This window comes from Rhodobacter sp. TJ_12 (assembly GCF_020023995.1).
Taxonomy (GTDB): Bacteria; Pseudomonadota; Alphaproteobacteria; order Rhodobacterales; family Rhodobacteraceae; genus Rhodobacter.
Window position 1 is genome coordinate 186,531 of sequence record NZ_NRRD01000002.1, and the last position, 22,764, is coordinate 209,294.

A 22,764-nucleotide genomic window follows, 5' to 3' on the forward strand; every position below is an offset into this window, starting at 1 on the left:
GTCGGTAACTTTGGTCGGGGCGCATGCGCCCCCGGTCTTACGTCCGCAGCCCGGTTTCGCGCAAAATTCCGCGCCGTTTTGCCTCGTAATAATAGCCGCGCGCATACCACATCACAGCGGTCTGTTCGTCGCCATCGGCGCACATCCAAGCGCCGCGCAGGTATTTGACCGCGTATTTCAGGTTCGTATCGGCATCAAGCAGGTCCGCGGGCGCCCCCCGAAACCCCATTGTGCGGGCGGTTTGCGGCAAAATCTGCATCAACCCGTAATAGGGGCCGTTGCGCGCGGCGGGGTTATAATCGCTTTCGCGCTGCACCACCCGATGCACCAGCGAACGCGGCACCTGATAATGATCGGCCCAGCGATTGATCTTGGCGCGCAATTGCGGCGTTTCGCCGGGATAAAGTTCGCGCGGCGTCTTGGTGGATTCGCGCCCGCCACCACAGGCAGACAGGGTTGCAAGGGCACAGGCCCCCAGCAGCAGGGAACGACGAGACAGCATCGGGCCTCCGGCAATCGTGACGGCGAAAATGGGATCGTCCTCTTTGATACGCGGGCCTCATCCTTGGGGCGAGCGAAAATGTCGCGCCCGCTTGGCGCATGGGCAAGGCTTTGCCGATCCGCGCGCTACGTCGGCGAAATCCTGAATACATTCTATAACTTGAATTTGATCATAATGAATGCTAGCTCACGCTTTAGCATTTCCCCAATCGGAGCCTTCCCATGACCCTTGATCGTGCCGTTCTCGTTTTCGCCGGGATCATGGTTCTTGTCAGCGTGATCCTGACCTGGACCGTATCCGTCTACTTTTTGTGGTTCACCGTCTTCATCGGCGTGAACCTGATCCAGTCGGCCTTCACCGGCTTTTGCCCCGCCGCGATGGTGCTGGGCAAGCTCGGGTTCAAAACTGGCTGCGCCTTTGAGGCGAAATAAGTGCTGACTGACAGATCAAAAGAAAGGGCGGGAAATCCCGCCCTTTTGCGATCTGACGCCGGTTTTGGCGGTTTAGAACACGATTTCGGCGCTGGTTTCGGTCAACTCCCAGCTGACGCGGCGGCCCTGATGGCCCGCTTCGCGCGGCAAAAGCGCGAATTGCACCTGCGCGGGGCTGACGGGCACAAGGCTGCCGGTGAGCCGCGACCACAGCTCCGGATCGGGCTTGGTGCGCTTGGTTTGCGCGCTAAGCCGCCATTCCCCGCCCTCTTCGCGGATCACAACTTCGCCACCCCAAGGCAGCGCGGGTTCCAGACACAAAAGCCCCAAGAAGATCAGTTTGACCAAACGGCGCGGCTGGTCGCCCGCGCCCAGCCAATGGTATTGCAGCCGCCCGCCGCGCGAAATTTCTTCAAGCACGGTAAGGATTTCTTGTGTGCCAAGCTGTTGGTCGGCATTGGCCTGACCAAAGGCCACACGGAAGAATTTGATCCGGGCATTGGCGGCGGCGACGCTTTCAGAGATAAGCTGGACCTCGGGGCTGGAGCCCAGCCCCGACATGCCCAGAAGCTCGACCCCGTTGCCGATTGCGCCCAAAGGGCTGATAAGGTCGTGACAGAGTCGTGACCCCACCAGTGCCACAAGATCGGCATCCAGCAGCGTATCGTCAACGGTGGGGGCGGGGATCGTGGTCGTGTCGTGCGGCATTTTCAGGTGTTCCAACTGGGGGCGGGATGAACGAATTTCTTGAACCGGGGATGCTGGTGACAAACCCGCAAGCCCCTGAATGGGGCCGGGGCCAGGTACAATCGCGCATTGGCGATAAGGTGACGGTCAACTTCGAACATGCAGGCAAGCGGGTGATCGACGGGCGACGGGTGCAACTTTCCCTCGTTATCGAGGGGCAAGGTTGACAAAAGGTTAACATTATTCTGCTTGGTTAACAGCCCGGACCGGCATCGTGGTGTCGCGCGTGGCGTGAACAGCCCAACTGGGTGTTGCAGGCATTGATCGGCACGATTGCGCCCCTACATCGGGGCAAAGTGAAAGGCAGGGACGATGGCGGGAACGCCGCTGGTCTATGAAACACGAATTACGAACGATGCGCGGGACATTCGTGCCTCGCAACGGCTGCGCTATCGGGTTTTCGTAGAGGAATTGGGCGGCTCCGGGCCGCTTGTCGACCATGACAACCGGCTGGAAGCCGATGAGCTTGACCCGCTTTACGATCACTTGCTGCTGATCGATCCGCACAAAGACCCTGCGGATCTGGACCGGGTCGTGGGGGCCTATCGGCTGCTGCGCTCGGACCGTGCCGCCGAGATCGGGCGGTTTTATTGCGATGCGGAATATGACCTGACGCCCTTGCGCGCATCGGGGCGGCGGCTGTTGGAACTTGGCCGGTCCTGTGTGCACCCCGATCATCGCGGCGGGGCGGCAATGCTGATGCTGTGGAATGCGCTGGCCGATTACGTGCTGGAACACGAGATCGATATTCTGTTCGGTGTCGCTTCTTTCCATGGCACCGATATCGATGCCTTGCGCGCGCCGCTGGCTTGGCTGCATCACCACCATCTGGCCCCTGAAGCCCTGCGCCCGCGCGCGCGGGGCGATCATTTTCAGCGCATGGATCTGGTGCCCGAAGCCGCACTGGACCGGCGCGTGGCGATGGAACAGATGCCCAATCTCATCAAAGCCTATCTGCGGCTGGGCGGCTTTGTGGGCGAGGGGGCCTATGTCGATCATCCATTCAACACCACCGATGTATTGCTGTTGATGGACACGCAGGCGATGTCGGAAAAGCACCGCGAGTTCTACACGCGGCGCGCGGAGGGGCGTGGATGACCCGGCCCAACGACCAAGCCTCGAAACCGCTGTGGATGGGGGGAGAGCCGCCCGAGGTGCCGTCCGCCGGGCTGGGCGGCGTGCTGCGGCTTGTGCTGCGTGGCACTGGCTTTGCGCTCTTGCTGAGCTTTGGGCTGGTGCTGCTTTTGGCGCTGCGGCTGCTGGAGCGCCCGTTTTATGGCGCGGCGCGGCCATGGACACCTGCGCTGACCCGGGCCGTGTGCCGGATCAGCATCGCGATCATGGGGATTGGCTATCAGGTGCGCGGCACGCCGATGCATCATATCGGCGCGGTGGTTGCGAACCATTCCTCGTGGCTTGATATTTTTGCACTCAATGCCTGCCAGCGGGTCTATTTCGTCTCCAAAGCCGAGGTGGCGCGCTGGCCGTTCGTGGGCTGGCTGGCGCAGGCCACGGGCACTGTTTTCATTCGCCGGGACCCGCGTGAGGCGAAGGCGCAGCAAGCGGTGTTCGAGGCGCGTATCCGCGCCGGGCATCATCTGTTGTTCTTCCCTGAGGGCACCTCGACCGATGGTTTGCAGGTGCTGCCGTTCAAGACCACGCTGTTTCAGGCATTTTACACCCATGGGCTTGATCGGGTGATGCAAATTCAGCCGGTCAGTGTGATCTATCACGCCCCCGAAGGCCAAGATCGGCGCTTTTACGGCTGGTGGCGCGATATGTCCTTTGGCGGCCATCTGGCCAAGGTGCTGGCCGCGCCCCGCCAGGGCTGGATCGAGGTCATGTTCCACGATCCGCTGGATGTGGCGGCCTATCCCTCGCGCAAGGAGCTTGCGGCGGCTTGCGAGGCGTCGGTGCGCGCGGGGGTCACACAAGCCCTGTCGCGGTAAAAGGCCAGCACTTCAAGCCGGATCGCGGTGGCAAGGCCGGTTTCTTGCCCCCTTGCGGTGTCGATCTCGCGGGCGAGTTCATTGATGCCCAGCCCGCGCGCGGCGGCAAGCGCCTTGAAGCCTGCCCAAAACGCATCTTCGAGCGAGACCGAGGTGCGGTGCCCGCCCAAGGTCAGCGAATGTTTGCGCGGGCGGCTCATCGCCCGTCGTCATCGCGTTTCGCGCCATCCAGCAGATCGCGCGCCTTTTGCGCCTGCGTTTGCTCAAGCTGCTTTTGCGCCTTGGTGCGGCCGAACTTGGCCGCATTGGCATCGGCTTTGGCGCGCGCCTCTTGGCGGGCGGCGGTTTTGCGGAAACGGTTGAGGTTGACGATCTCGGCCATAGCGGCAGCATCGCATGGCGCGCGGGCTTGCGCAATCCGGGCCGGGCAGCGCCCCTTCTGGGGATGAAAAAGGGCGGCCCGAAGGCCGCCCCATAGTCCGATGCCAGAAAGATCAGCCTTTCGGGCCGATCATATCTTCGGGGCGCACGATCTTGTCGAAGGTCTCGCCATCGACATAGCCAAGCGCGATGGCTTCTTCACGCAGCGTGGTGCCGTTTTTATGCGCGGTTTTGGCGACTTTGGTGGCCGCATCATAGCCGATGGTCGGCGCAAGCGCGGTCACCAGCATCAGGCTTTCTTTCATCAGCTTGTCTATGCGCGCGGTATTGGCCTTGGTGCCGACCACCATATTGTCGGTGAAGGCCGAGGCCGAGTCGCCCAAAAGTTGCATGGATTGCAGCACGTTATAGCTCATCATCGGGTTGTAGACGTTCAGCTCAAAATGCCCTTGGCTGCCCGCAAAGCCGATCGCCGCGTCATTGCCCATGACATGGGCGCAGACCATCGTCAGCGCTTCGGCTTGGGTCGGGTTCACCTTGCCCGGCATGATCGACGAGCCCGGCTCGTTTTCCGGCAAGATCAATTCGCCCAGGCCCGAGCGCGGGCCGGAGCCCAGAAGCCGCAGGTCGTTGGCAATTTTAAAGAGCGAAGCCGCCACGGTTTTCAGCGCGCCCGAGAAGAACACCATCGCATCATGCGCGGCGAGGGCTTCGAATTTGTTCGGCGCGGTGACAAAGGGTAGGCCGGTGATGTCCGCGATTTGCGCCGCGACGCGGGTATCCCAACCGACTTTGGTGTTCAGCCCGGTGCCCACGGCGGTGCCGCCTTGGGCGAGTTCATAGATATGCGGCAGGGCAAGCTTCACGCGCTCGATGCCGCGTTCCACTTGCTTGGCATAGCCCGAGAATTCCTGCCCCAAGGTCAGCGGCGTTGCATCTTGGGTGTGGGTGCGGCCGATCTTGATGATATCCTTGAATTCTTCGGATTTGGCGACCAGCGCGGCATGGAGTTTTTCGAGCCCCGGCAGCAGCACATCGCGCGCCTGCATGGCAATCGCCACATGCATCGCAGTCGGGAAAGTGTCGTTCGACGATTGGCCCATGTTGCAATGATCGTTCGGGTGCACGGGCGTTTTCGAGCCTTTTTCGCCGCCCAGCATTTCGATCGCGCGGTTCGAAATCACCTCGTTCGCGTTCATGTTCGACTGCGTGCCCGAGCCGGTTTGCCAGACAACCAGCGGGAAGTTGTCGTCAAACTTGCCCTCGATCACCTCGGTGGCGGCGGCGGCAATCGCATCGGCGATCTGCGCATCCATATCGCCTTGGGCTTTGTTCACCAGCGCGCAGGCTTTCTTGATCACGCCAAGGGCGCGAATGATCGGCACCGGCTGCCGCTCCCAGCCAATCGGGAAATTCATGATCGAGCGCTGGGTTTGCGCGCCCCAATATTTGTCGGCGGGAACTTCAAGCGGGCCGAAGCTGTCGGTCTCGGTTCTGGTCGCAGTCATCCTGGGCCTCCATGATGCGAAAACTCCCGCGCGTTCTAGGACGGCGGGAGCGGTTTGGCAATTGGTATGCGAGCGTATACGGACGCGGGCCTAGCCCGCCGGGGAAAAGACCCGCGCATTGGCGCACAGCGGATGGTCGACCAAAAGCTCGGCCAGCGCGGCCTCGACATGGCGCACGGCGCGGCAGTGGAAATAAAGATCGGTCGTTTTGTCAAAGTCGCGCTGGCCCATGAAACGCCCGCCCGAGCTGATCTTGTGATTGATCCGTTCCAACAATTCTTCGGTCTTGTGTTCGGCTTTTACCGCCTCGGGCAGCCCGGCCATGTCGAGTTCGAGCACCAGAACATGGGTGGAGCCGAAGCTGCGCAGTTCTTTGCCCTCTTCATCGGTGAAAACCGAGCCGCGCGGCGCGCCCAAAGATTCAAAATGCGGCACAAGCCGATCCATCAGCTTTTTATCAAGCCCTTTGATCTGCATCGTCACGGTGCAGCCGGTCACGCGGCCCGCGGCTTCGCCTGCGGAACTGCCACCGGTCACCGCGCCCACGCCCCATGCGGTGAGCGCTTCTTGCACCGGGCCATCATAGCGCGCGGCGCGCTGGGCGTCTGTCAGGCAAGTGGGCAGGTGGGCGGTAACGGTGACGGTCTTTTGCGGCTTGAGAAAGCTGAACATCTGGGGGGCCGTTGCTTGCGGAAAGTTGAAGGAAAAATCTTATTTGCGGAACTTGTCGAGGCTGACCACTTCGGCCTCGGTCCGGGGTTTTTCTTCGACGGGCTCGGTGATTTCGAAGCCTTCCTCCTCGGTTTCGTCGTCCTCTTCCTCGTCGTCGTCGCTGTCTTGCGATTCGAAGCGCAGGCCGAATTCAACCGACGGGTCGACGAAAGTATGCACCGCATCAAATGGGATCCACAGCGGCTCGGGCTGGTTGCCGAAATTGAGCGTGATGCCGAAGCCTTCTTCGGTCACATGCAGATTGTCGAACCAATGCTGGATGACGATGGTCATTTCTTCCGGATAGCGCGACTTCAGCCAATCGGCCATTTCCACCTTTTCGGCGCGGGTGTCGAAGGTGATAAAGAAGTGATGCGCGCCGGGCAGGCCATGCTCGGCCACCTCGCCCAGAACGGTCTGGATGAGGCCGCGCATCGCGCTGTGCATGAGAGTGCCGTAATCGATCGTACGCGTCATGGGGGACCTTTCCTTTGGCGCCCAGCATAGGGAATTTGCCGGGCAAGGAAAGGGGGAAGGCAGGGCACAAAGGTCGCGCCATGCCCGCGCAGAAGGCTCAGTTCAATTGCTCGCCACTGAGCAGCAGCGCCATCGCATTTTGCGGCAAGGCGCGGATTTGTTCGAAGAACTGCAGCATGTCGGTGGTGTTATGCGCTTCGACGAATTGGCCGTTTGCAATGCGCACCGCGACTTGGCTGGTCATGTCGACGGGCGCGGCGTTGCGCCGGGCATAGCCGTGAAACCGCACAAGCGCCCAAAGCCAATCCTCGGTTTCGATATGGCGCAAGATTTCATAGTGCATGTCTTGCACCACGGCCTGCATTGCGGGGATGAATTCGGCGAAGTCGCGCGGGGTTAGCGACAGATCCGGCAAAAGGCCATTTGCGGCACTGTCTTCGGGGAAAAACTCAGGAATCGCGGCGATATCGCCGCCGATCCAGACGCGATCATACCAGTTTTTCAAGATGTCGAGGTGGCTCATTCCTGGTCTCTTGGCTGGGAGGTTGTGGTTAAGGTGCCAAACAAGGCTTTCAACACGGTTAACAGCAAACAAGCTTCAGTCCGGATGATCTTTCGTGATCACATCCGGGGCACTGGTCACAACATCGGCCGCGTGGGCGCTAAGGTATGGGAAGTGCAGGTTTCTGTTGCCAGGCACCTGCGAGCCCCGCCTAAGGCGGCTAAGCGTTAGGACTTAAGTTTCGGTTACCCGAGCTGCTTACGCAGCCAGAGCCACCGGAGCACGGTTGTCGTTGGCAACTGTACAATTTGCACCGATAACGGTGGTCGCTCACCGGGACAAAGCTATCACCTTTACACGTTCGTCGATCCTATTTCGGCCCCATGTGCCCCCAACGAGGGATTTTGGTGGAGCCGCCGGGTACCGCCCCCGGGTCCGATCCGCTTATTACGTGCGCGTTTATGCCCATAGTCCGGGTTGCCCCGAACAGGCCTAACTTAGGGTGTGCGGCGGTGGGCTGCAAGGGGCGGCGGTGGAAAGGTGGGTCACGCCTTGGCGCGCCGCAGCGCGCGGTCCAGCGCGTCCAGGAAACGCGACCGGTCTGCCTTGGTGAACCCCCGCCCGTTTCCTTGCAAAAACGGGTTGGCCGCACGCAGATCGGCCATCAAATCGCGCGTGGCGAGGATATTGCCGATATTGTCGGGGCCAAGCGCCTCGCCATCGGGTTTGAGCACCTGCGCGCCCGCTTCGACGCATTTGGCGGCCAGCGGAATATCGGCGGTGATCACCACATCGCCCGGGCCCGCCCGCTCCGCAATCCATTTATCGGCTTCGTCGGGGCCTTGTGCCACGATCACGCTTTGCACAAGCGGGTTTTGCGAGGGGCGAATGCCGCCATTCGACACCAGAACCATGGGCACGCCCAGCCGGGTGCCAACACGTTCGACCTCGGCTTTCACCGGACAGGCATCGGCATCGACATAGATCATGGGCGCCCCGCTGCGTTTGGTGTGGTCTGCCCGAAAGCGGGTGACCGCGTCAAGCACCCAACAACTGCAACGGCCCCGCAGAGGGTCAAGGTCTGCGGGGCCTCGGCGATCAGAGCGCGGGGCTATCAGCGCCCGTAGGTCGCCGTAAACGAGGCGCTGTCAAGCGCGGAGGTATTGGCAAAAAAGCCGACCACGGCGCCGGAGGCGGTTTCATCAATGCCCAGCTTTTCTTGCGGCATCGCATAGACGGTGAAGATATAGCGGTGCGGCGTATCACCTTGCGGCGGGCACGGCCCCCCCCAGTTGTTGGCCGAATAATCGTTGCGGGCCTGCATCGCACCTTCGGGCAGGTCGATGGCGGCGCCTTGCGGCAGTTCGGTCACCGAGGCGGGCAGGTCAAACACCGCCCAATGCCAAAAGCCCGAACCCGTCGGCGCATCGGGGTCATAGACGTTCACGATATAGCTGTTGGTGCCTTCGGGGGCCCCCTCCCACGCCAGCGCGGGCGAGGTGTTCGGCCCGGTGCAGCCGAAACCGTTGAAGACAAAGGCATCGCCGATCGTGCTGTCGGGGGCGATATCGGGCGAGGTGAGGGTCATTTCCGCATGCAGCGGGCTGGCTAGGCAAAAGGCAAACAGGGCACCGGCAACAACTTTCGAGGCGTGCAAAGGCAGGGTCATGAAAAAGCTCCGTATGGCTTGCGAAAGCCCCGACATGGGGGCGGACAGGGCCAGATTAGGCCCGCGGGAAAGATGCGCTATACCCCCGTTGGGGAATTGACACTGTGCTGCGATGCGGCGCGGACTGGGCGCGGCGGCGCGGCTTGGGCCGACAAATGCGCAAACAGCCGGGGCCAATGGCTAAAAAACACGAATTGCCCGGCGTTTTCATGCAGTTCGAAGTTGATCCAGGGGTAGTCTTCGCGAAATTCTGCAATCGTTTCGGGCGGGGCAATCGGGTCGGTCGCGCCATTGATGAAGGTCACGGGGAACCGTCCGCGTGCGGCGGCGACGCTATCGCTCCAATCCCCGCTTGCGAAGGCGCGCATTTCTTGGGCATAGGCGCGATGCGCCAGATGGCGCGGCGACAGCGCAATCCGCGTGCCATCCAAGATCGCGGCGCGCGCAGCGGGGTCTTGCAGAACCGCCACATCGGGCGGCGAGTCGGCATAAACCTGACGCACGAATTCCTCGCGCCCGATCCGCGCGGCAAAATGAAACCCGCCCTGCGCCACCAACGGGATCAGCGCGGGGGTATAATGCGCGGTGCCCACGACGAAGCGATGCCATTTGTCCATCCGCCCGTATTGTGCCTTGCGCGTGACCGGCAACACCCCGGCAAAGGCGATCAGCGCGCTGACGCGGTCGGGATGGGCGCGCGCAAAGGCAAAGCCCAGAAAACTGTCGTTTTCCAGCGTGACCAGCGGCGCGCATCCCACGCCTTCTTGGGCAAAAATCGCAATGATATCGTCAAAGATACGCTGGGGGTTCAGGGCCTCTTCGGCGCCGGTGGTGTTGCCATAGCCCGGCCGGATCGGCACGATCACCCGCCAGCCGCGCCGCAGCGCTTCTTGCTCGGCGGCGTGGGGCCAGCAGCAAAAGCCATAGGTGCCATGAAAGGCCAGCACCGGCTGGCCTTGCGGATCGCCGAAGATGCGATAGCTGATGCAGCGCCCCGCCGCGAAAATCTGCCGCTCATCCGGAAAATAGGGCAGCGGGCCGGCTTGCGCCTGCACAGTGTTGGCCTCTGGCGGCATCGCAGGGGCCTCGGGCTGGGGCCACGGCGGCGCGGGGGCGGCGGTGTCGCGCCACAGCGCCGCGCTCATCAAAGACAGCTCTTGCTGCGAGGCTGCGCCCGTTTTGGCCAAAATCCGTTCGATCTGCTTTTTGACCGTTTCCGGCGACACGCCGCGCCGATTGGCGATTTCCTTGCGGCCAAGGCATTGCAGCGACAGGGCCAGCACGTCGCGTTCGGCTGCGGTCAGATCGAAGGTGCCCGCCAGTTGTGCGGCCAGCCGGGCTTGGCTGGCGCGGTCAAAGAGCACGGTGAAAAGGCAATCTTGCGCGCCTTCATAAGATACGGGGATGCGCCGCATCACCGTGCCCGAGAGCTTGCCAGAAAGATCGCCCGGCCCGCTGGGCAAGCTGCTGGCCCCGTCCAAAAGCGCCATGGCGCCGGGATTGGCGTGCAGCACCTGCCCCGTGGCCGAGGTCAAAAGCGCGGGCAAATGGCGGTAAAGCGTAAAGAGGCGCTCAATTTCCGGGTATGGCGCCGAGGTGCCAAGGATGCTGCCCGCTTGCGCCACATGGCGCGCCGAACTGAGCGGATCGGGGGCGAGCCCGATCGTTTCGATCCGGGCGAGGGCGTCCAGCCCGGCATCGACCAGCCGTTCGTATTGATCGGGATTGAGCGCGGTATGATAGATTTCGCACACCAGATCATCGGCCAAGGGGCCAGAGGCGCTGGGCACACTCGTGGCCTTGGGGTGCCAGCGTTGTGGAGTATCCTCGAGCATCTGAAAGCTCCCAGCCATGGACACGTTGAAAAAACGGTGCCGGGCGATGTGCAATGAGATTGGCGCGCAGCCCCGCCCCGGGCGCAAATGGGGCGGATCGTCCAGACACGACTATAGGCGGATCGGGGATAAGCTCAACCATCGCGGCGCAGATCTGCCCGGCCGCTTTGTGTCGCAGGCGGTATTTCGCCTCGGCTTGGCCGAGGCGACCCGCAGGGGGGCGCTGCCCGCCTCTTGGCCTGTGGCCAATTCACCCCCGGGGATATTTGGACAAAGTCGAAGGCAAACAGGCGCAGTGGTGTCGCAGGGGCCGGCGCGCCCTTTGCGCGGCGCGGCACTTGCGCCACACTTCGCCCCGGCGCGAGTATGGCAGCATGGAGGGCAGCATGGAGGGCAGGATGGAGCGGATTGGGGTGATCGGGCTGGGCCGTATGGGGGCGGCCATTGCACAGCGTTTTGGCATGGCGGGCGCGCCGGTGCGGGGGTGGACCCGTTCGGGGCGCACTGTGCCGGGGGTGTCTGGGGCGGACAGCTTGGCCGGGCTTGTCGCGCAAAGCGATGTGGTGATCTTGAGCCTTTATGACGATGCGGCGGTGGGCGCGGTGCTTGATACCTTGCTGGAGCTGCCGCTAGAGGGGCGGCAGATCATCGATACCAGCACTGTCAGCCCGCAGATAGTGCAAAGCCGCGCGGCGGCCTTGACGGGCAAGGGGGCGCGGGCCGTGGATGCGCCGATTTCGGGCGGGCCCGAGCTGGTGCGCGCAGGCCAATGCGGCATTTTCATTGGGGGCGCGGAGGCCGATGCTATGGCGGCGCGCGCCGTGTTGGCCCCTTTGTCCGAGCGGATCTTCCATACCGGGCCTTTGGGCGCGGGGCTGGTGATGAAAGTCATCAATAACGGGATGTTGCAGGCTTATTGGGCGGGGCTGGCCGATCTGATGCCACTGGCGCGCCGTGCGGGGCTGCCGCTCGAAACGGTGCTGACGATCCTTTCGGGGGGGCCTGCGGGCCTGCCCGCGTTGCGCGACCGTCTGCCCAAGGTGCTGGGCCAAGATGACAGCGTGGGCTTTCCGGCGCGTGGCGTGTTCAAGGACAATGCGCTGTTTCGGCAGATCGTCGCGGCACATGGGGGGCACGCGCCCACGCTGGAGCGGTTGGCCGCAGAGGAAGGCGCCGCGCAGGCGGCGGGGCTGTTGGATCACGACCTCGCCCGGCTGGTCTGGCTGGCCTATGAAGCCGGCGCCGCCAATCTGTCGCAGCGCGATTTGCTTGACTGAAAGTCTGATTTATTCTTCCCTGCGCGCGTTCAAGTTCCGGTGAGAGTCGGATGAAAAGGGAACGCGGAACGGTGCGCGCACCGAAGCCGTGGCTGCCCCCGCAACTGTGAGCGGTGAGCGACGTCGACATGCCACTGGGCCAAGGCCCGGGAAGGCCGGCGAAGCCCTGACCCGCGAGCCAGGAGACCTGCTTGAGCGATCACCCTTTCCGGGCGCGGGGCGTGCCATGGAAGCGGCTTGATCCGCAGTGGTGACATGTCGCCGTCTGCGGGTGTCTTTCCCGCAGCATTCGCATTGCAGGCCTAGGGCCTGCGCTTGTCATGTCGGGCCGATGGGGGTCCGGGGGAAAGAACCTATGGCTTTTCAATCCACGCTTCGGCGTTTGCTTTTGGTGTCCAGTTGTCTGTGCGGGCCGGGTCTGGCCAGCGCGCAAGACTTCATGCTGTTGGACGAAATCCTTGTGCGCGCCAATCTGGAGCAAACCGACCCGGATCGCGCGGGCAGCACGGTGCATGTGGCCACCGCCGAAGATCTCGCACAGGCACCTTACACGCGGCTGGGCGCGGCATTGGCGCAGATGCCCGGGCTGACCTTCAAAAGCTATGGCCCGCCCGGCACCGCCTCTAGCATCACCTTGCGCGGCGCGCCTGCGCAATATGTGCCGGTGCTGCTTGATGGGATCGCGATGGGCGATCCCGCCGCTGGCAACGGGGATTTTGATTTCGGCACGCTTGGCATCGCGGGGCTCGACCGGGTTGAGGTGCTGACCGGGTCGCAAGCGGCGCTTTATGGCGCCAATGCCGTGGGGGGCGTGATCAACTTGACCAGCTTTCGCGCCCATGAGATTGGCACCGCGCAACGTTTCGTGGCGGAATATGGCAGCTATGCCACGCGCAAACTGAGCTATGCCCATGCGATCAAGACCGCGCGGGGCGATCTGTCGGTGACGCTGTCGCATATGGCGTCGAACGGGTTTTCCGCCCTTGATGAAAACGCGGGGAATTTTGAGCCCGATGGCTTTCGCGCCAACCGGATCGGCTTTTTCACGCAATATGATCTGACGGAAACGGTGACACTTGGCTTGAACGGCTTTTTCGAAGACAGCCGGGGCGAGAGCGACGTTTGGTCGGGCGATACCGTGGCCAATATCGGGCAAGATTACACTGACCGGCGCACCACCGGGCTGCGCGCCTTTGCCGACATTTCGGGTGGCGCCGTCGCGCACAAGCTACAGGCCGTCTATTACCGCTCTGACCGGCAAAGCTATACCTTTGGATCGTTGGTGCCTTCGGATTTCGATGGCACGCGGGTGAAGCTGTCTTACAGCGGTGCGATGGATCTGGGCGCTTCGGCGCGGTTGGTGTTTGGGGCCGATCACACGCGTGAGGCGGTGGATGGCAATGGCAGCGTGACCGATGCCGGGGCTTTTGCCGAGCTGACATGGGCGGCGAATGACCGGCTCGATGTTGCGGCCACCTTGCGCCATGATGACCATGAGATGTTTGGTCATTTCACCTCGGCGCGGCTATCGGGGGTGTATCGCCTGCGCGAGGATGTGTTGCTGCGCGCCTCTGTCGGCAATGGGTTCCGTGCGCCCACGCTTTATCAGCTTTATGGCCTCTATGGCGATGCCGGGCTGACAGCGGAAGAAAGCCTGAGCGCCGAGGTGGGCGTGGAAAAGCGCTGGGGCGAAACCGCCAGTTTGCGCGCGACGGCGTTCTTTTTGAAGGCCGACGATCTGATTGACTTTGTCCGAGCCGCAACGGTCTGCGGGCAGGCTTTTGGCTGCTATGCGCAGGTGACGGGCGAGACCCGGCGCAGCGGGCTGGAGCTGGAGGCCGAGGCCGCGCTAAGCGATCGGCTGACGCTCTCGGGCAATTATACCTATACCGACAATTATGCCGATGGCGGGGCGTCGGGGGTTTGGGCCGAAATCGCGCGCCACGATCTGATGCTGAGCGCGACGCTGAAGGTCACGCCGGCGCTCGATGCGCAATTGTCTGTGCAACGGGTGATGGATCGCCCCGGCCGTTTGGCAAATTACACGCTGGCCAATGCCGCAGTCACCTATGACTTGGGGGCGGGCAAACAGGCTTACCTGAACATCGAAAACCTGTTTGATGAAGAATATCAAACCTATAGCGGTTATGGCACATCGGACCGGGCGGTTTATGTTGGGTTCCGTGCGCAGTTCTAGTCTGGCCTTGGCGCTGGCGGCGATTTGTGCCGCCAGTGCCCTGGGGGCCGAGACGGGCGCCAAGCCCGCTCCCGCGCCCGCGCGGGTGGTATCGATCAACCTATGCACGGATCAACTGGCGATGCTGCTCGCGGCGCCGGGGCAGTTGCGCTCGGTCACGATGCTGGCGCGGGATCCAACGGTTTCGGTCTTGGCCGAAAGGGCGCAGGCCTATCGCACCAACCATGGCCATGCCGAAGAGGTCTATCTGGATTGGCCCGATCTGGTGCTGGCAGGCCGGTATACCGCGCAAGCCACCGTGAACATGCTGCGCGGGCTTGGCATTCGGGTCGAGATTTTCGAACCCGCGCAAAGCTTTAACGCGCTGCAAGAGGATATTTTGCAGATGGGCCGGGTTTTGGGGCGCGAACCGCAGGCCCGCGCGATGGTGGACGATTTTTCCAAGCGGCTGGCGGCGCTGCGCGCCAGCGCGCCGAAGGGGCCGCGCGATGTGGCGGCCACATGGGCTGCGCGCGGGTATATGTCGGGCAGCCAAAGTTTGGCGGCCGAGATCATCACCACTGCTGGCTTTGCGCCTTTGGCGGTCAAGCTGGGGCGCAAGGCGGGCAGTTTTTTACCGTTGGAGGCTTTGGTTATGGCCGATCCCGATCTGGTGATCGCGGGGCAAAGCCGTGCAGGCCATGCCCATTCCGAAGATATGCTGGCCCATCCGGCTTTGCGCAGCCTGACCGGGCGGCAAACGGCGTTGCAATCGAATGCTTGGGTCTGTGGCTTGCCGGCGGTTCTAGAGGCCGTGGTGGCATTGCGCGCGACCGAAGGGGGCACACCATGACCCGGCCATGGCTTTTGGGGGTGTTGGCGGGGGCAATGGGCGCGCTCTTTGTGATTTCGCTGCTGACCGGGGTGGCCGATCCGGGCGTTGCAACCAGCCTGAAGGCACTGGTCTTGGGCGGCGAAGGCCCGCTTGATATTGTGATGCGCGAAATCCGTCTGCCGCGCGCGCTTTTGGCGGTGATGGTGGGGGCCAGCCTCGGCCTTGCCGGTGCGGCGATGCAGGGGCTTTTGCGCAACCCGCTGGCCGAGCCGGGCGTGATCGGCATTTCCGCTTCGGCCGCTTTGGGCGCGGTGTTGGCCTTGCAAACCGGGCTGGCCGCGATGGTGCCGCTGGCTTTGCCGGGCGCGGCGCTTTTGGGGGCCCTTCTGGGCGTGGGCGCGATCTTGTTTTTGGCCGGGTCGGGCGGGGGCACCTTGGGGCTGATTTTGGCAGGGATCGCGCTTTCGGCGCTGGCCTCGGCGCTGACGGCGCTGGTGCTCAACCTTTCGCCCAACCCCTTTGCCGCGCATGACATCGTTTTTTGGATGATGGGGTCGCTGGCCGATACTTCTTTTACGCAGGTGGCGATTGCCGCGCCGGTGATGGCGCTGGGCTGGGTCTTGTTGGGGCGCAGCGGGCGCGGGCTGGAGGCACTGACCCTTGGGGAAGACACCGCCGCTTCGATGGGGGTGAATCTTGCCCGATTGCGGCTTGCGATCGTGCTTGGCACGGCGGCTGCGGTGGGCGCGGCGACGGCGGTGGCGGGCACGGTTGGGTTTGTCGGGCTTGTCGTGCCGCATGTGCTGCGCCCTTGGGTGGGCGCGCATCCGGGGCGGCTTTTGCCCGCCGCAGCTCTTGGCGGCGCGGTTTTGGTGCTGGCCGCCGATATTGCGGTGCGGCGCATTTTGCCGGGGCAGGATTTGAAGCTGGGGGTGTTGATGGCGCTGGTCGGCGCGCCGGTCTTTTTCCACCTGATTTGGCGGATGCGGGGCAGGCCATGACCGAGTTTCGGGTGGAAAATCTGACCGTGATGCGCGGATCGGCGCGGGTGTTGGACCGTGCTTGCCTGCATTTGCATCCGGGCGAATTTGTCGGGCTGATCGGCCCTAATGGGGCGGGCAAGTCCACGCTGTTGCGGGCCGCTTTGGGGTTGGTGGCGGCGCAGGGCTTCTCTTCCTTGGCGCGCCTCGCGCCCGCCGCGCGGGCGCGCACCTCCGCATGGCTGCCGCAGGCGCGCGAGATCGCTTGGCCGATGCCGGTGATCGATCTGGTGGCCTTGGCTCAGAACGGGCGGCGCGATGCCCCGCAGGTGCGCGCGGCGTTGAAACGCATGGATATCGCGCATCTGGCGCAGCGTCCGGCCACGGCGCTGTCGGGGGGCGAACAGGCGCGGGTGCTGATGGCGCGGGCGCTGGCGCAAGACACGCCCATTTTGCTGGCCGATGAGCCGATTGCCGGGCTTGACCCCGCGCATCAGATCACCTGCATGAACCATTGTGCCGCGCGCGCCGCCGAGGGGCGCACGGTTCTGGCCTCGCTTCATGATCTGGGGCTGGCGGCGCGTTATTGCGCACGCCTTGTTGTGGTGCACGAAGGTCGGATCGTCGCCGATGGCGCGCCCGCAAAGGTGCTGACCCCGGCGCTTTTGCGCGATGTTTTCGCCATTCACTGCCATATCGCACAGGCCGAAGGGGGGCTGATCGTGCAGCCGCTCGACGCCCTGTCTTCATCGGCTGCAAAGGAGAGCTGTCATGTCCCCCGTTGAGACATTGCTGATCGCGCTGTTGGACCGGTTCGGCCTTGCGGGGGCCGCGCAAGCGCTGCGCGCCGCCGAAACGGCGCAGACCCAGACCCCGCTTTCGATGTTCATGGCGGCAGGGCCTTTGGTGCAGGCGGTAATGGCGGGGCTGGCGTTGGCCTCGGTGCTGGTTTGGGCGCTTTGGGCGGGTAAGCTTTTGCAAATCAGCTTGGCGCGCGGGGCGCTTGCGCGTGACTACCGTCGTCTTGCGGTCACGGGCTCCTTATCGGTCGATCTGCCTCGGCGCGGCGTTCTGGCCCGTATGCAAAGCGCCGCACAGGCCGAGATGCACCTTTCGGCGGGCCTGCCGGTTGCCGGGGTGAAAGAGCGTGCCGCGATGGAGTTGGCCCGGATCGAGGCCGGGGCCGCGCGGGCGATGCAATCGGGGGTGACGGTGCTGGGTTCGGTCGGCGCAATCGCGCCGTTTGTGGGGCTTTTCGGCACGGTTTGGGGGATCATGGGCGCTTTCATCGGGATTGCGCAAAGTGGGCAGTCCAATCTGTCGGTCGTCGCCCCCGGCATTGCCGAAGCGTTGATGGCCACCGCGCTGGGCCTTGTCGCGGCGATCCCGGCGGTGCTGCTTTACAACCATTTGACGCGGGCTTTGGGCAGCTATCGCGGGGCGCTGGCCGATGCGCGCGCCTTGATCGCGCGCAGCCTGTCGCGCGATCTGGACCGGGCGCGCGCTGTCACGCATCCGGCGGCTTTGCATCTGGTGGCGGAATGAGGGGCGTCGGCGTGGAGGCGGAGGAGGATCTGCTGCCCGAAACCGGGATCAACCTTACGCCGTTCATCGATGTGATGCTGGTTTTGCTGATTGTTTTCATGGTGGCCGCGCCGCTCTCGACCGCCGATGTCGCGGTCGATCTGCCCGCCGTGGGCGCGCCGCCGGTCCCGCGCCCGGCCAAACCCGTGGTGGTCAATCTGCAAGCCGATGGTACGCTTTTGTTGGGCCACACGCCGATTGCGGCGGCGGATTTGCCCGCCGCGCTTAAAGAGGCCACCGGCGGGGATCGCACGGCGCGTCTTTATGTGTCGGGGGATAAGGCGGTCGCCTATGGCGAGATCATGGCGCTGCTGGATCGGATGCGCGCGGCGGGCTGGCACAAGGTCGGTCTGGTCGGGCTGAGTGCGGCGCCATGAGCTTGGCCTTTGGGCGTGGCGCAGCCCCGGGGGGGCTTCGGGCGCTGGCGGCGGGGCTGGGGCTTTCGCTTGCCGTGCATGGGGCGGTTTTGGCCGGGTTGGGGCGCGCCCCCGTGGCCCCGGCGGCCCTGGTTGCCGCAGGGGCGCAAGGCAAAGAGATGCAAAGCCTTGCCGCCGCGCAAATGGTCGATTTGATGCCTGAAATCGCGCTGCCCGCCCCGAAGATGCGCCTGCCCAAGACACCGCCAGAGATTGCGGCCGATGTGCCGCCCCCCGCCGCGCAAGCGCCGGTGCCGCCCAAGGTGCAGCCCGCACAAAAGGCGCCAGCGCGCCCCGTCGCAAAACCTGCCCAAAAGCCCGCGCCGCCCGCGCAGGTGCGCCATGCGCAAAGCCGGGCCAAGGGGACGGGCGGCGGGCGGCACGCGGGCAAAGCCGGGCAGGCGGCGCAAGCTGCGCTGTCGCCGGGGCAGGAACAGAGCTTGCAGCGGCAATGGGGGGCGAGGCTGCGCGCCCAGGTCGAGCGGCGCAAAAGCTATCCGGCGGCGGCGGGGCGCGCGGCGGGCACGGTGGTGGTGCAGCTTCGCGTGCGCCGCGACGGGCAGCTGTTGTCCGCATCTGTGGCGCGCAGCGCCGGCCATTCGGCGCTGGATGCGGCTGCTTTGCGCGCGGTGCAGCGGGCCGGTCGGTTTCCGCCCGCGCCCAAGGGGCTGACGAAAGCGGCCTATGGATTTGCACTCCAGATCACCTTTGATCGCTAGCGCACTGGACATGGAAGCGCCGGGCCGCATCTTAGGGGAAAGCGGTTCTGGCAGGAGGTAGCATGCGCATCGCGGTCCGATCTGTTCTTGGCCCCGCCTTGGTCATCGCCTTGGCGGTTGCGGGGCCCGCAACTGCCGAAACCGCCACCGCGTCCGCAAGTTTTCCGCACACGATCGAGGCTTTTACCATGCATCCCGAAACCCGCTGGCGGCTTTTCACCGATGGGGTGATGGGCGGCATCTCGACCGCTGAGCTTGTCTTTATCGAGGGGGACGGGGCGCCCTATGCGCGCATGACCGGGACGGTGTCTACTGCCAATCGCGGCGGCTTCATCCAGATGCGGCGCGATCTGGATCGCCCGCCGCCCGAGCGTGCCGCAGGTGTGCGGCTGGTCGTGCGGGGCAATAATCAGCGCTATTTCGTGCATCTGCGCACCCGCGGCACGGTTCTGCCATGGCAATATTACCAAGCCGGGTTTGACGTGACGCGTGATTGGCAAGAGATCAGGGTGCCGTTTTCGGCATTTCGCGCCTCTGGCAAGATGTTGCGCGCGGTGCCGCGCCCGGGGGATGTGCGCTCGGTGGCGTTGGTGGCCTTTGGCCGCGATCATCAGGCCGAGGTGGAGATGCGCGAGATCGGGTTTTACGAACAGCCCTAAAGTGTCTGCTGCGACATCTTGTCAAATATCAACCCGGTTTTAAGGTTTTTCGGCAATCGTCGCGATGGGGGAAGGGAGCCCATCATGACAGTCTTTCGTGACACTTTTGCCGACGTGTTCCACTTTGACAAGCGTATGGAGACCACCGGCCAGAACCTGCGCGGGTCGGATGAATTTCTGGACCTTGCGCAAGGGTTTTACGGGGATACGGTGTTGCAAACCGCGCGCGGCTTGCGGCGAGTTTCAAACCTTATTGAGGGCGATCGTATCCGCACTTTCGCGAATGGCTCCCGCCCGATCGAGGTGATCGAGCGCTTTCCGATCGAACGGCTGCAACACCCTTTGCCGGAACGCTTCTGGCCGTTGGAATTGCCCGCCGGGCTGTTTGGCAATGATGAAAAGCGCCTGATCGCGCCGGAACAATGTTTGGTGCTGCACAGTGAATTGGCGCAGATCGAACTGGACAAGCCCCTGCTGCTGATGCCCGCCAAGGTTCTGAGCCTGTTGCCCGAGGTGCGCGCGGTCAATCCCGGGCCCAAGGCAATGCTGTATCGGTTGCGGTTTGAAACCCCCGAATTGGTGCTAAGTGCGCGTGGCGCGGTGTTTTTGTGCGATATCGGTTCGATGTTCGACGATTGGGCCGATCTCGACCCGCATGATACGCTGGCGCATATGCCCAATGTCGCCGCGCTGCCCTTTGACGAAGCCTATGACATGATCCGCCGCGAGATTGAGATCGATGGCGGCGCGCAGGCGCATTTCGAAAAGCATCTGGAACAGATGAAACGCTGCGCGCAATGCCATCGGGTCGTGTCCCCGCCGACGCTTGACGAGGATGTGCCGGAAATCGCGCAAGCCTGCCGCGCGACCTGCCCGCGGGAATGGGCGGCGGAATAAGCCTGTGCTAGATCTGCCCTGATCGAGGCCCCGCGCAAGCCGGGCGCATCAGGGGACGGGGCTATGAGCTTAAGACAGGTGATCCGCGCCAGCCGCGAAACCGGGCTGGCGCTGGCGGGGCTTGGCGCCTTTTGGGGGGCGTTCGCGGCCTATCTTCCCGATTACAAATTGCGCGCCGGGGTGGCGGATGGCCCCTTTGGGCTGTTGCTTTTATGTGCGGCCCTTGGCGGTGTTGTTGCCATGGCTTTGGTGCCCCGGATCACGGCGCGGTTGGGGGCGCGCGCACTGCCGGTGCTGGCGGGCGCTTTGGCCATTGCGACGCTGGCCCCGCTGATTATCCAGTCGGCCTTGGGGTTGGGCGTGGCGCTTGTGGCGATGGGGGCGGCGATGTCCGCGCTTGATATCGCCACCAATGTACGGGTTTCCGAGGCCGAGCATGATACCGGCCTGCCATTGATGAACTGGAACCATGCGCTGTTTTCCTTTGCCATGGGCGGGGCGGCGCTCGTGACCGGGGCGGCACGTGGCCAAGCTGTGCCACCGGAGGTGGTGCAGCCGGTTTTGGCGTTTGCGTTGGCAGGGATGGCGTGGCGGTTGCGGGCACCGGGTCTGGGGGCGGCACCAGCGGGGGCCACCGCCGATGCCGCGCCCGCGCCGCTGCGCACGCCTTGGGGCGTGGTTGTGCCGGCTGCGCTGATCCTGTTTGCCGCCTTTGTCACCGAAAACACGACCGAGACATGGTCCGCGCTTTATCTGGAACGCAGCTTGGGCGGTGCGGTGGGCGCAGGCGCGCTGGGCCCGGCGATGTTTGGCTTGGTGATGGGGCTTTTCCGGTTGGGCGGGCAGATGCTGGCCACGCGGTTGGGCGAGGCGCGGTTGGTTGCGATTTCCGCCGCCGTCGGGGTGTTGGGGGCCGCAATCACCGCGACCGCGCCCAGTGTCGCCGTAGCGGTGACGGGGCTTGGCCTTTTGGGGATGGGGGCGGCGGTGATCGTGCCCTCGGCCAATGCGCTTTTGGGCCAGCGCGTGGCGCGCCCGGCGCGGGCCTTGGCGTTGTCGCGCGCGTGGATGATCGGTTTTGCGGGCTTCTTTATTGGCCCGGTGGTGATGGGCGGCTTGGCCGATTGGGCCGGGTTGCGCGCAGTCTTTGCCGCGCTGGCGTTGGTGATGGCGGCGGTGGGGCCGGGGTTGTGGGCGCTGTTGCGCTGCGCCCGGACCCCAAGCCGCCTTCCGGCTTAGCTGTAATTATTCAGAAAACCTTTGGGGAGTAGCAGGTTATCGCGGCCCAGATCCTGCACACGCTTTTCGCCGCATAGCGCCATTGAGATATCCAGCTCTTTTTGCATCACCTCAAGCGCGCGGGTCACGCCCGCTTCGCCCATCGCCCCCAAGCCATAGACATAGGCCCGGCCCGCCATCGTGCCCTTGGCACCGAGCGCCAGCGCCTTGAGAATGTCTTGGCCAGAGCGGATGCCGCTATCGAGCCAGACCTCGGTCTTGTCGCCCACCGCCTGCACGATCTCGGGCAGCATCCGAATGGCCGACAGCGCGCCATCCAACTGCCGCCCGCCGTGGTTGGAAACGATGATCGCATCGGCGCCAAAATCGGCGGCAACGCGGGCATCTTCGGCATCCAGCACGCCCTTCAGGATGAACTTGCCGCCCCATTGGTCGCGGATGCGGGCGATCTTCGACCAATCCAGACAGGGATCGAATTGTTCCGCCGTCCAGCTAAACAGCGACGAGGCGTCTTTCACGCCTTTCGCGTGGCCAACGATATTGCCAAAGAACCGCCGCTTTGTGCCCAGCATCTCCAGCCCCCAACGCGTTTTAAGCGCCATGTTGACCAGATTGGGCAGCGTCAGCTTGGGCGGCGCAGACAAGCCGTTTTTCAGGTCTTTATGCCGCTGGCCCAGAATTTGCAGATCGAGCGTCAGCACCAGCGCGGAACACTTCGCCCGCTTCGCCCGTTCGATGATCGCATCGACGAAATCTTCGTCGCGCATCACGTAAAGCTGAAACCAGAACGGATCGGGCGAATGGGCGGCCACATCCTCGATCGAACAGATCGACATCGTCGATAGCGTGAAAGGCACCCCGAATTTGGCGGCTGCCCGCGCGGCCTTGATCTCGCCATCGGCGCGCTGCATCCCCAAAAGCCCAACCGGCGCCAAGGCCACCGGCAGCGCCACTTCCTGCCCCGCCATCGTGGTCGCGGTAGACCGGCCCGCCATGTCAACGGCCACCTTTTGGCGCAGCCGGATTTGCGAAAAATCAGAGACGTTTTCGCGGAAGGTTTGCTCGGTATACGAGCCGCTTTCGCAATAGTCATAAAACATCTTCGGCGTGCGCTTGCGATGCAACTGCTTAAGATCGTCGATGCAGGTAATGACGGTCACGGGGCCCCTCCTAAAACTGGTCAGGTGAAATTACCAATCAAAGTGGGATTTGCAAGCAACCGGTCAGGCGCGCCACTGTCGCAGGGGCGGTGACCCCGCACAGGCTTTGG

The 22,764-nt window shown here is 63.7% G+C and carries 27 protein-coding genes, 1 other RNA gene and 1 riboswitch; of the genes, 15 read left to right on the plus strand and 13 right to left on the minus strand.

The window, feature by feature from the left end:
- Positions 1-37: 37 nt before the first annotated feature.
- Positions 38-502, minus strand: coding sequence for a lytic transglycosylase domain-containing protein (locus tag CKO11_RS03060; RefSeq protein ID WP_223632744.1), 465 nt, complete (start codon positions 500-502; stop codon positions 38-40).
- Positions 503-723: 221 nt separating this feature from the next.
- Between CKO11_RS03060 and CKO11_RS03065 the strand changes: the two genes are divergently transcribed.
- A complete protein-coding gene (locus CKO11_RS03065) occupies positions 724-933 on the plus strand; it encodes a DUF2892 domain-containing protein (RefSeq protein ID WP_223632747.1) in 210 nt (69 codons plus the stop codon).
- 72 nt (positions 934-1,005) lie between these two features.
- On the opposite strand, the gene CKO11_RS03070 is transcribed toward CKO11_RS03065, so the two are convergent.
- On the minus strand, positions 1,006-1,641 hold the full coding sequence (locus tag CKO11_RS03070) for a histidine phosphotransferase family protein (protein ID WP_223632750.1): 636 nt from the start codon (positions 1,639-1,641) through the stop codon (positions 1,006-1,008).
- A gap of 26 nt (positions 1,642-1,667) precedes the next feature.
- Here CKO11_RS03070 and CKO11_RS03075 point away from each other — a divergent pair, with 26 nt between their 5' ends.
- The 3 genes from CKO11_RS03075 to CKO11_RS03085 all read left to right on the plus strand — a co-directional run bounded on the left by CKO11_RS03075 (position 1,668) and on the right by CKO11_RS03085 (position 3,629).
- Complete coding sequence (locus tag CKO11_RS03075) at positions 1,668-1,847, plus strand: DUF3553 domain-containing protein (RefSeq protein WP_223632753.1); 180 nt, start codon at positions 1,668-1,670, stop codon at positions 1,845-1,847.
- A gap of 145 nt (positions 1,848-1,992) precedes the next feature.
- Positions 1,993-2,778 carry a GNAT family N-acetyltransferase gene (locus CKO11_RS03080; RefSeq protein ID WP_223632757.1) on the plus strand — a complete coding sequence of 262 codons (786 nt, stop codon included), beginning with the start codon at positions 1,993-1,995 and terminating at the stop codon, positions 2,776-2,778.
- Positions 2,775-3,629: a lysophospholipid acyltransferase family protein gene (locus CKO11_RS03085; RefSeq protein ID WP_411741986.1), complete on the plus strand. Its 855-nt coding sequence runs from the start codon at positions 2,775-2,777 to the stop codon at positions 3,627-3,629. The genes CKO11_RS03080 and CKO11_RS03085 overlap by 4 nt, the downstream gene beginning before the upstream one ends.
- Here CKO11_RS03085 and CKO11_RS03090 read toward each other — a convergent pair.
- The 10 genes from CKO11_RS03090 to CKO11_RS03135 form a co-directional block, all read right to left on the minus strand.
- On the minus strand, positions 3,551-3,829 hold the full coding sequence (locus CKO11_RS03090) for a ribbon-helix-helix domain-containing protein (RefSeq protein ID WP_223632760.1): 279 nt from the start codon (positions 3,827-3,829) through the stop codon (positions 3,551-3,553). The genes CKO11_RS03085 and CKO11_RS03090 overlap by 79 nt on opposite strands.
- On the minus strand, positions 3,826-4,011 hold the full coding sequence (locus tag CKO11_RS03095; RefSeq protein WP_223632763.1) for a DUF4169 family protein: 186 nt from the start codon (positions 4,009-4,011) through the stop codon (positions 3,826-3,828). The genes CKO11_RS03090 and CKO11_RS03095 overlap by 4 nt, the downstream gene beginning before the upstream one ends.
- Positions 4,012-4,123: 112 nt before the next feature.
- Positions 4,124-5,518, minus strand: a complete 1,395-nt coding sequence (gene fumC, locus CKO11_RS03100) for a class II fumarate hydratase (protein WP_223632765.1) — start codon at positions 5,516-5,518, stop codon at positions 4,124-4,126.
- A 90-nt stretch (positions 5,519-5,608) separates the two neighbouring features.
- Complete coding sequence (locus CKO11_RS03105) at positions 5,609-6,190, minus strand: hypothetical protein (protein ID WP_223632767.1); 582 nt, start codon at positions 6,188-6,190, stop codon at positions 5,609-5,611.
- Positions 6,191-6,229: 39 nt separating this feature from the next.
- A complete protein-coding gene (locus tag CKO11_RS03110; protein ID WP_223632769.1) occupies positions 6,230-6,706 on the minus strand; it encodes an SspB family protein in 477 nt (158 codons plus the stop codon).
- A 97-nt stretch (positions 6,707-6,803) separates the two neighbouring features.
- A complete protein-coding gene (locus tag CKO11_RS03115) occupies positions 6,804-7,229 on the minus strand; it encodes a nuclear transport factor 2 family protein (RefSeq protein WP_223632771.1) in 426 nt (141 codons plus the stop codon).
- Positions 7,230-7,381: 152 nt separating this feature from the next.
- Positions 7,382-7,735, minus strand: a transfer-messenger RNA (tmRNA) gene (ssrA, locus tag CKO11_RS03120).
- An 18-nt stretch (positions 7,736-7,753) separates the two neighbouring features.
- Positions 7,754-8,197, minus strand: a complete 444-nt coding sequence (locus CKO11_RS03125) for a YaiI/YqxD family protein (protein WP_223632773.1) — start codon at positions 8,195-8,197, stop codon at positions 7,754-7,756.
- A gap of 125 nt (positions 8,198-8,322) precedes the next feature.
- Positions 8,323-8,877: a YbhB/YbcL family Raf kinase inhibitor-like protein gene (locus tag CKO11_RS03130; protein ID WP_223632775.1), complete on the minus strand. Its 555-nt coding sequence runs from the start codon at positions 8,875-8,877 to the stop codon at positions 8,323-8,325.
- Between the two features lie 77 nt (positions 8,878-8,954).
- A complete protein-coding gene (locus CKO11_RS03135; protein ID WP_223632778.1) occupies positions 8,955-10,712 on the minus strand; it encodes an alpha/beta fold hydrolase in 1,758 nt (585 codons plus the stop codon).
- A 386-nt stretch (positions 10,713-11,098) separates the two neighbouring features.
- Between CKO11_RS03135 and CKO11_RS03140 the strand changes: the two genes are divergently transcribed.
- From CKO11_RS03140 to CKO11_RS03190, 11 genes are all read left to right on the plus strand, one after another.
- Positions 11,099-11,989, plus strand: coding sequence for an NAD(P)-dependent oxidoreductase (locus CKO11_RS03140; RefSeq protein ID WP_263298382.1), 891 nt, complete (start codon positions 11,099-11,101; stop codon positions 11,987-11,989).
- A 14-nt stretch (positions 11,990-12,003) separates the two neighbouring features.
- Positions 12,004-12,199, plus strand: a riboswitch (cobalamin riboswitch).
- A 145-nt stretch (positions 12,200-12,344) separates the two neighbouring features.
- Positions 12,345-14,186: a TonB-dependent receptor plug domain-containing protein gene (locus CKO11_RS03145; protein ID WP_223632781.1), complete on the plus strand. Its 1,842-nt coding sequence runs from the start codon at positions 12,345-12,347 to the stop codon at positions 14,184-14,186.
- Complete coding sequence (locus CKO11_RS03150) at positions 14,161-15,018, plus strand: ABC transporter substrate-binding protein (protein ID WP_223632784.1); 858 nt, start codon at positions 14,161-14,163, stop codon at positions 15,016-15,018. Before CKO11_RS03145 ends, CKO11_RS03150 begins: the two co-directional genes overlap by 26 nt.
- Positions 15,015-16,001 (plus strand): FecCD family ABC transporter permease, encoded by a 987-nt coding sequence (locus CKO11_RS03155; RefSeq protein ID WP_223632787.1) that lies wholly within the window; start codon positions 15,015-15,017, stop codon positions 15,999-16,001. Before CKO11_RS03150 ends, CKO11_RS03155 begins: the two co-directional genes overlap by 4 nt.
- Entirely contained in the window at positions 15,998-16,765 is a 768-nt protein-coding gene (locus tag CKO11_RS03160; RefSeq protein WP_223632789.1) for an ABC transporter ATP-binding protein, read from the plus strand. Before CKO11_RS03155 ends, CKO11_RS03160 begins: the two co-directional genes overlap by 4 nt.
- Positions 16,752-17,525 carry a tonB-system energizer ExbB gene (gene exbB / locus CKO11_RS03165; protein ID WP_317851791.1) on the plus strand — a complete coding sequence of 258 codons (774 nt, stop codon included), beginning with the start codon at positions 16,752-16,754 and terminating at the stop codon, positions 17,523-17,525. Before CKO11_RS03160 ends, exbB begins: the two co-directional genes overlap by 14 nt.
- Positions 17,522-17,941, plus strand: a complete 420-nt coding sequence (locus CKO11_RS03170; protein WP_223632793.1) for a biopolymer transporter ExbD — start codon at positions 17,522-17,524, stop codon at positions 17,939-17,941. Before exbB ends, CKO11_RS03170 begins: the two co-directional genes overlap by 4 nt.
- On the plus strand, positions 17,938-18,699 hold the full coding sequence (locus tag CKO11_RS03175; RefSeq protein ID WP_223632796.1) for a TonB family protein: 762 nt from the start codon (positions 17,938-17,940) through the stop codon (positions 18,697-18,699). The genes CKO11_RS03170 and CKO11_RS03175 overlap by 4 nt, the downstream gene beginning before the upstream one ends.
- A 62-nt stretch (positions 18,700-18,761) precedes the next feature.
- The gene (locus CKO11_RS03180) at positions 18,762-19,358 is read left to right on the plus strand and encodes a CIA30 family protein (RefSeq protein WP_223632799.1); all 597 of its coding nucleotides are present in this window, start codon (positions 18,762-18,764) and stop codon (positions 19,356-19,358) included.
- An 84-nt stretch (positions 19,359-19,442) separates the two neighbouring features.
- Entirely contained in the window at positions 19,443-20,255 is an 813-nt protein-coding gene (locus CKO11_RS03185) for a Hint domain-containing protein (protein WP_223632801.1), read from the plus strand.
- Positions 20,256-20,318: 63 nt separating this feature from the next.
- Complete coding sequence (locus CKO11_RS03190) at positions 20,319-21,494, plus strand: MFS transporter (protein WP_223632803.1); 1,176 nt, start codon at positions 20,319-20,321, stop codon at positions 21,492-21,494.
- Here CKO11_RS03190 and CKO11_RS03195 read toward each other — a convergent pair.
- The gene (locus tag CKO11_RS03195; RefSeq protein WP_223632806.1) at positions 21,491-22,654 is read right to left on the minus strand and encodes an L-lactate dehydrogenase; all 1,164 of its coding nucleotides are present in this window, start codon (positions 22,652-22,654) and stop codon (positions 21,491-21,493) included. The genes CKO11_RS03190 and CKO11_RS03195 overlap by 4 nt on opposite strands.
- Between the last annotated feature and the right edge of the window lie 110 nt (positions 22,655-22,764).

Excerpts from the sequence above, each read along its gene's own strand:
- CKO11_RS03075 (WP_223632753.1), top strand. The coding sequence starts at position 1,668 with ATGAACGAATTTCTTGAACCGGGGATGCTGGTGACAAACCCGCAAGCC.
- CKO11_RS03065 (WP_223632747.1), top strand. The coding sequence starts at position 724 with ATGACCCTTGATCGTGCCGTTCTCGTTTTCGCCGGGATCATGGTTCTT.
- CKO11_RS03130 (WP_223632775.1), bottom strand. The coding sequence starts at position 8,877 with ATGACCCTGCCTTTGCACGCCTCGAAAGTTGTTGCCGGTGCCCTGTTT.
- CKO11_RS03170 (WP_223632793.1), top strand. The coding sequence starts at position 17,522 with ATGAGGGGCGTCGGCGTGGAGGCGGAGGAGGATCTGCTGCCCGAAACC.
- CKO11_RS03070 (WP_223632750.1), bottom strand. The coding sequence starts at position 1,641 with ATGCCGCACGACACGACCACGATCCCCGCCCCCACCGTTGACGATACG.
- CKO11_RS03110 (WP_223632769.1), bottom strand. The coding sequence starts at position 6,706 with ATGACGCGTACGATCGATTACGGCACTCTCATGCACAGCGCGATGCGC.
- CKO11_RS03095 (WP_223632763.1), bottom strand. The coding sequence starts at position 4,011 with ATGGCCGAGATCGTCAACCTCAACCGTTTCCGCAAAACCGCCGCCCGC.
- CKO11_RS03115 (WP_223632771.1), bottom strand. The coding sequence starts at position 7,229 with ATGAGCCACCTCGACATCTTGAAAAACTGGTATGATCGCGTCTGGATC.
- exbB (WP_317851791.1), top strand. The coding sequence starts at position 16,752 with ATGTCCCCCGTTGAGACATTGCTGATCGCGCTGTTGGACCGGTTCGGC.
- CKO11_RS03150 (WP_223632784.1), top strand. The coding sequence starts at position 14,161 with ATGTTGGGTTCCGTGCGCAGTTCTAGTCTGGCCTTGGCGCTGGCGGCG.
- fumC (WP_223632765.1), bottom strand. The coding sequence starts at position 5,518 with ATGACTGCGACCAGAACCGAGACCGACAGCTTCGGCCCGCTTGAAGTT.
- CKO11_RS03145 (WP_223632781.1), top strand. The coding sequence starts at position 12,345 with ATGGCTTTTCAATCCACGCTTCGGCGTTTGCTTTTGGTGTCCAGTTGT.
- CKO11_RS03085 (WP_411741986.1), top strand. The coding sequence starts at position 2,775 with ATGACCCGGCCCAACGACCAAGCCTCGAAACCGCTGTGGATGGGGGGA.
- CKO11_RS03125 (WP_223632773.1), bottom strand. The coding sequence starts at position 8,197 with ATGATCTATGTCGATGCCGATGCCTGTCCGGTGAAAGCCGAGGTCGAA.
- CKO11_RS03135 (WP_223632778.1), bottom strand. The coding sequence starts at position 10,712 with ATGCTCGAGGATACTCCACAACGCTGGCACCCCAAGGCCACGAGTGTG.
- CKO11_RS03105 (WP_223632767.1), bottom strand. The coding sequence starts at position 6,190 with ATGTTCAGCTTTCTCAAGCCGCAAAAGACCGTCACCGTTACCGCCCAC.
- CKO11_RS03140 (WP_263298382.1), top strand. The coding sequence starts at position 11,099 with ATGGAGGGCAGGATGGAGCGGATTGGGGTGATCGGGCTGGGCCGTATG.
- CKO11_RS03155 (WP_223632787.1), top strand. The coding sequence starts at position 15,015 with ATGACCCGGCCATGGCTTTTGGGGGTGTTGGCGGGGGCAATGGGCGCG.
- CKO11_RS03090 (WP_223632760.1), bottom strand. The coding sequence starts at position 3,829 with ATGAGCCGCCCGCGCAAACATTCGCTGACCTTGGGCGGGCACCGCACC.
- CKO11_RS03180 (WP_223632799.1), top strand. The coding sequence starts at position 18,762 with ATGCGCATCGCGGTCCGATCTGTTCTTGGCCCCGCCTTGGTCATCGCC.
- CKO11_RS03190 (WP_223632803.1), top strand. The coding sequence starts at position 20,319 with ATGAGCTTAAGACAGGTGATCCGCGCCAGCCGCGAAACCGGGCTGGCG.
- CKO11_RS03185 (WP_223632801.1), top strand. The coding sequence starts at position 19,443 with ATGACAGTCTTTCGTGACACTTTTGCCGACGTGTTCCACTTTGACAAG.
- CKO11_RS03060 (WP_223632744.1), bottom strand. The coding sequence starts at position 502 with ATGCTGTCTCGTCGTTCCCTGCTGCTGGGGGCCTGTGCCCTTGCAACC.
- CKO11_RS03175 (WP_223632796.1), top strand. The coding sequence starts at position 17,938 with ATGAGCTTGGCCTTTGGGCGTGGCGCAGCCCCGGGGGGGCTTCGGGCG.
- CKO11_RS03080 (WP_223632757.1), top strand. The coding sequence starts at position 1,993 with ATGGCGGGAACGCCGCTGGTCTATGAAACACGAATTACGAACGATGCG.
- CKO11_RS03160 (WP_223632789.1), top strand. The coding sequence starts at position 15,998 with ATGACCGAGTTTCGGGTGGAAAATCTGACCGTGATGCGCGGATCGGCG.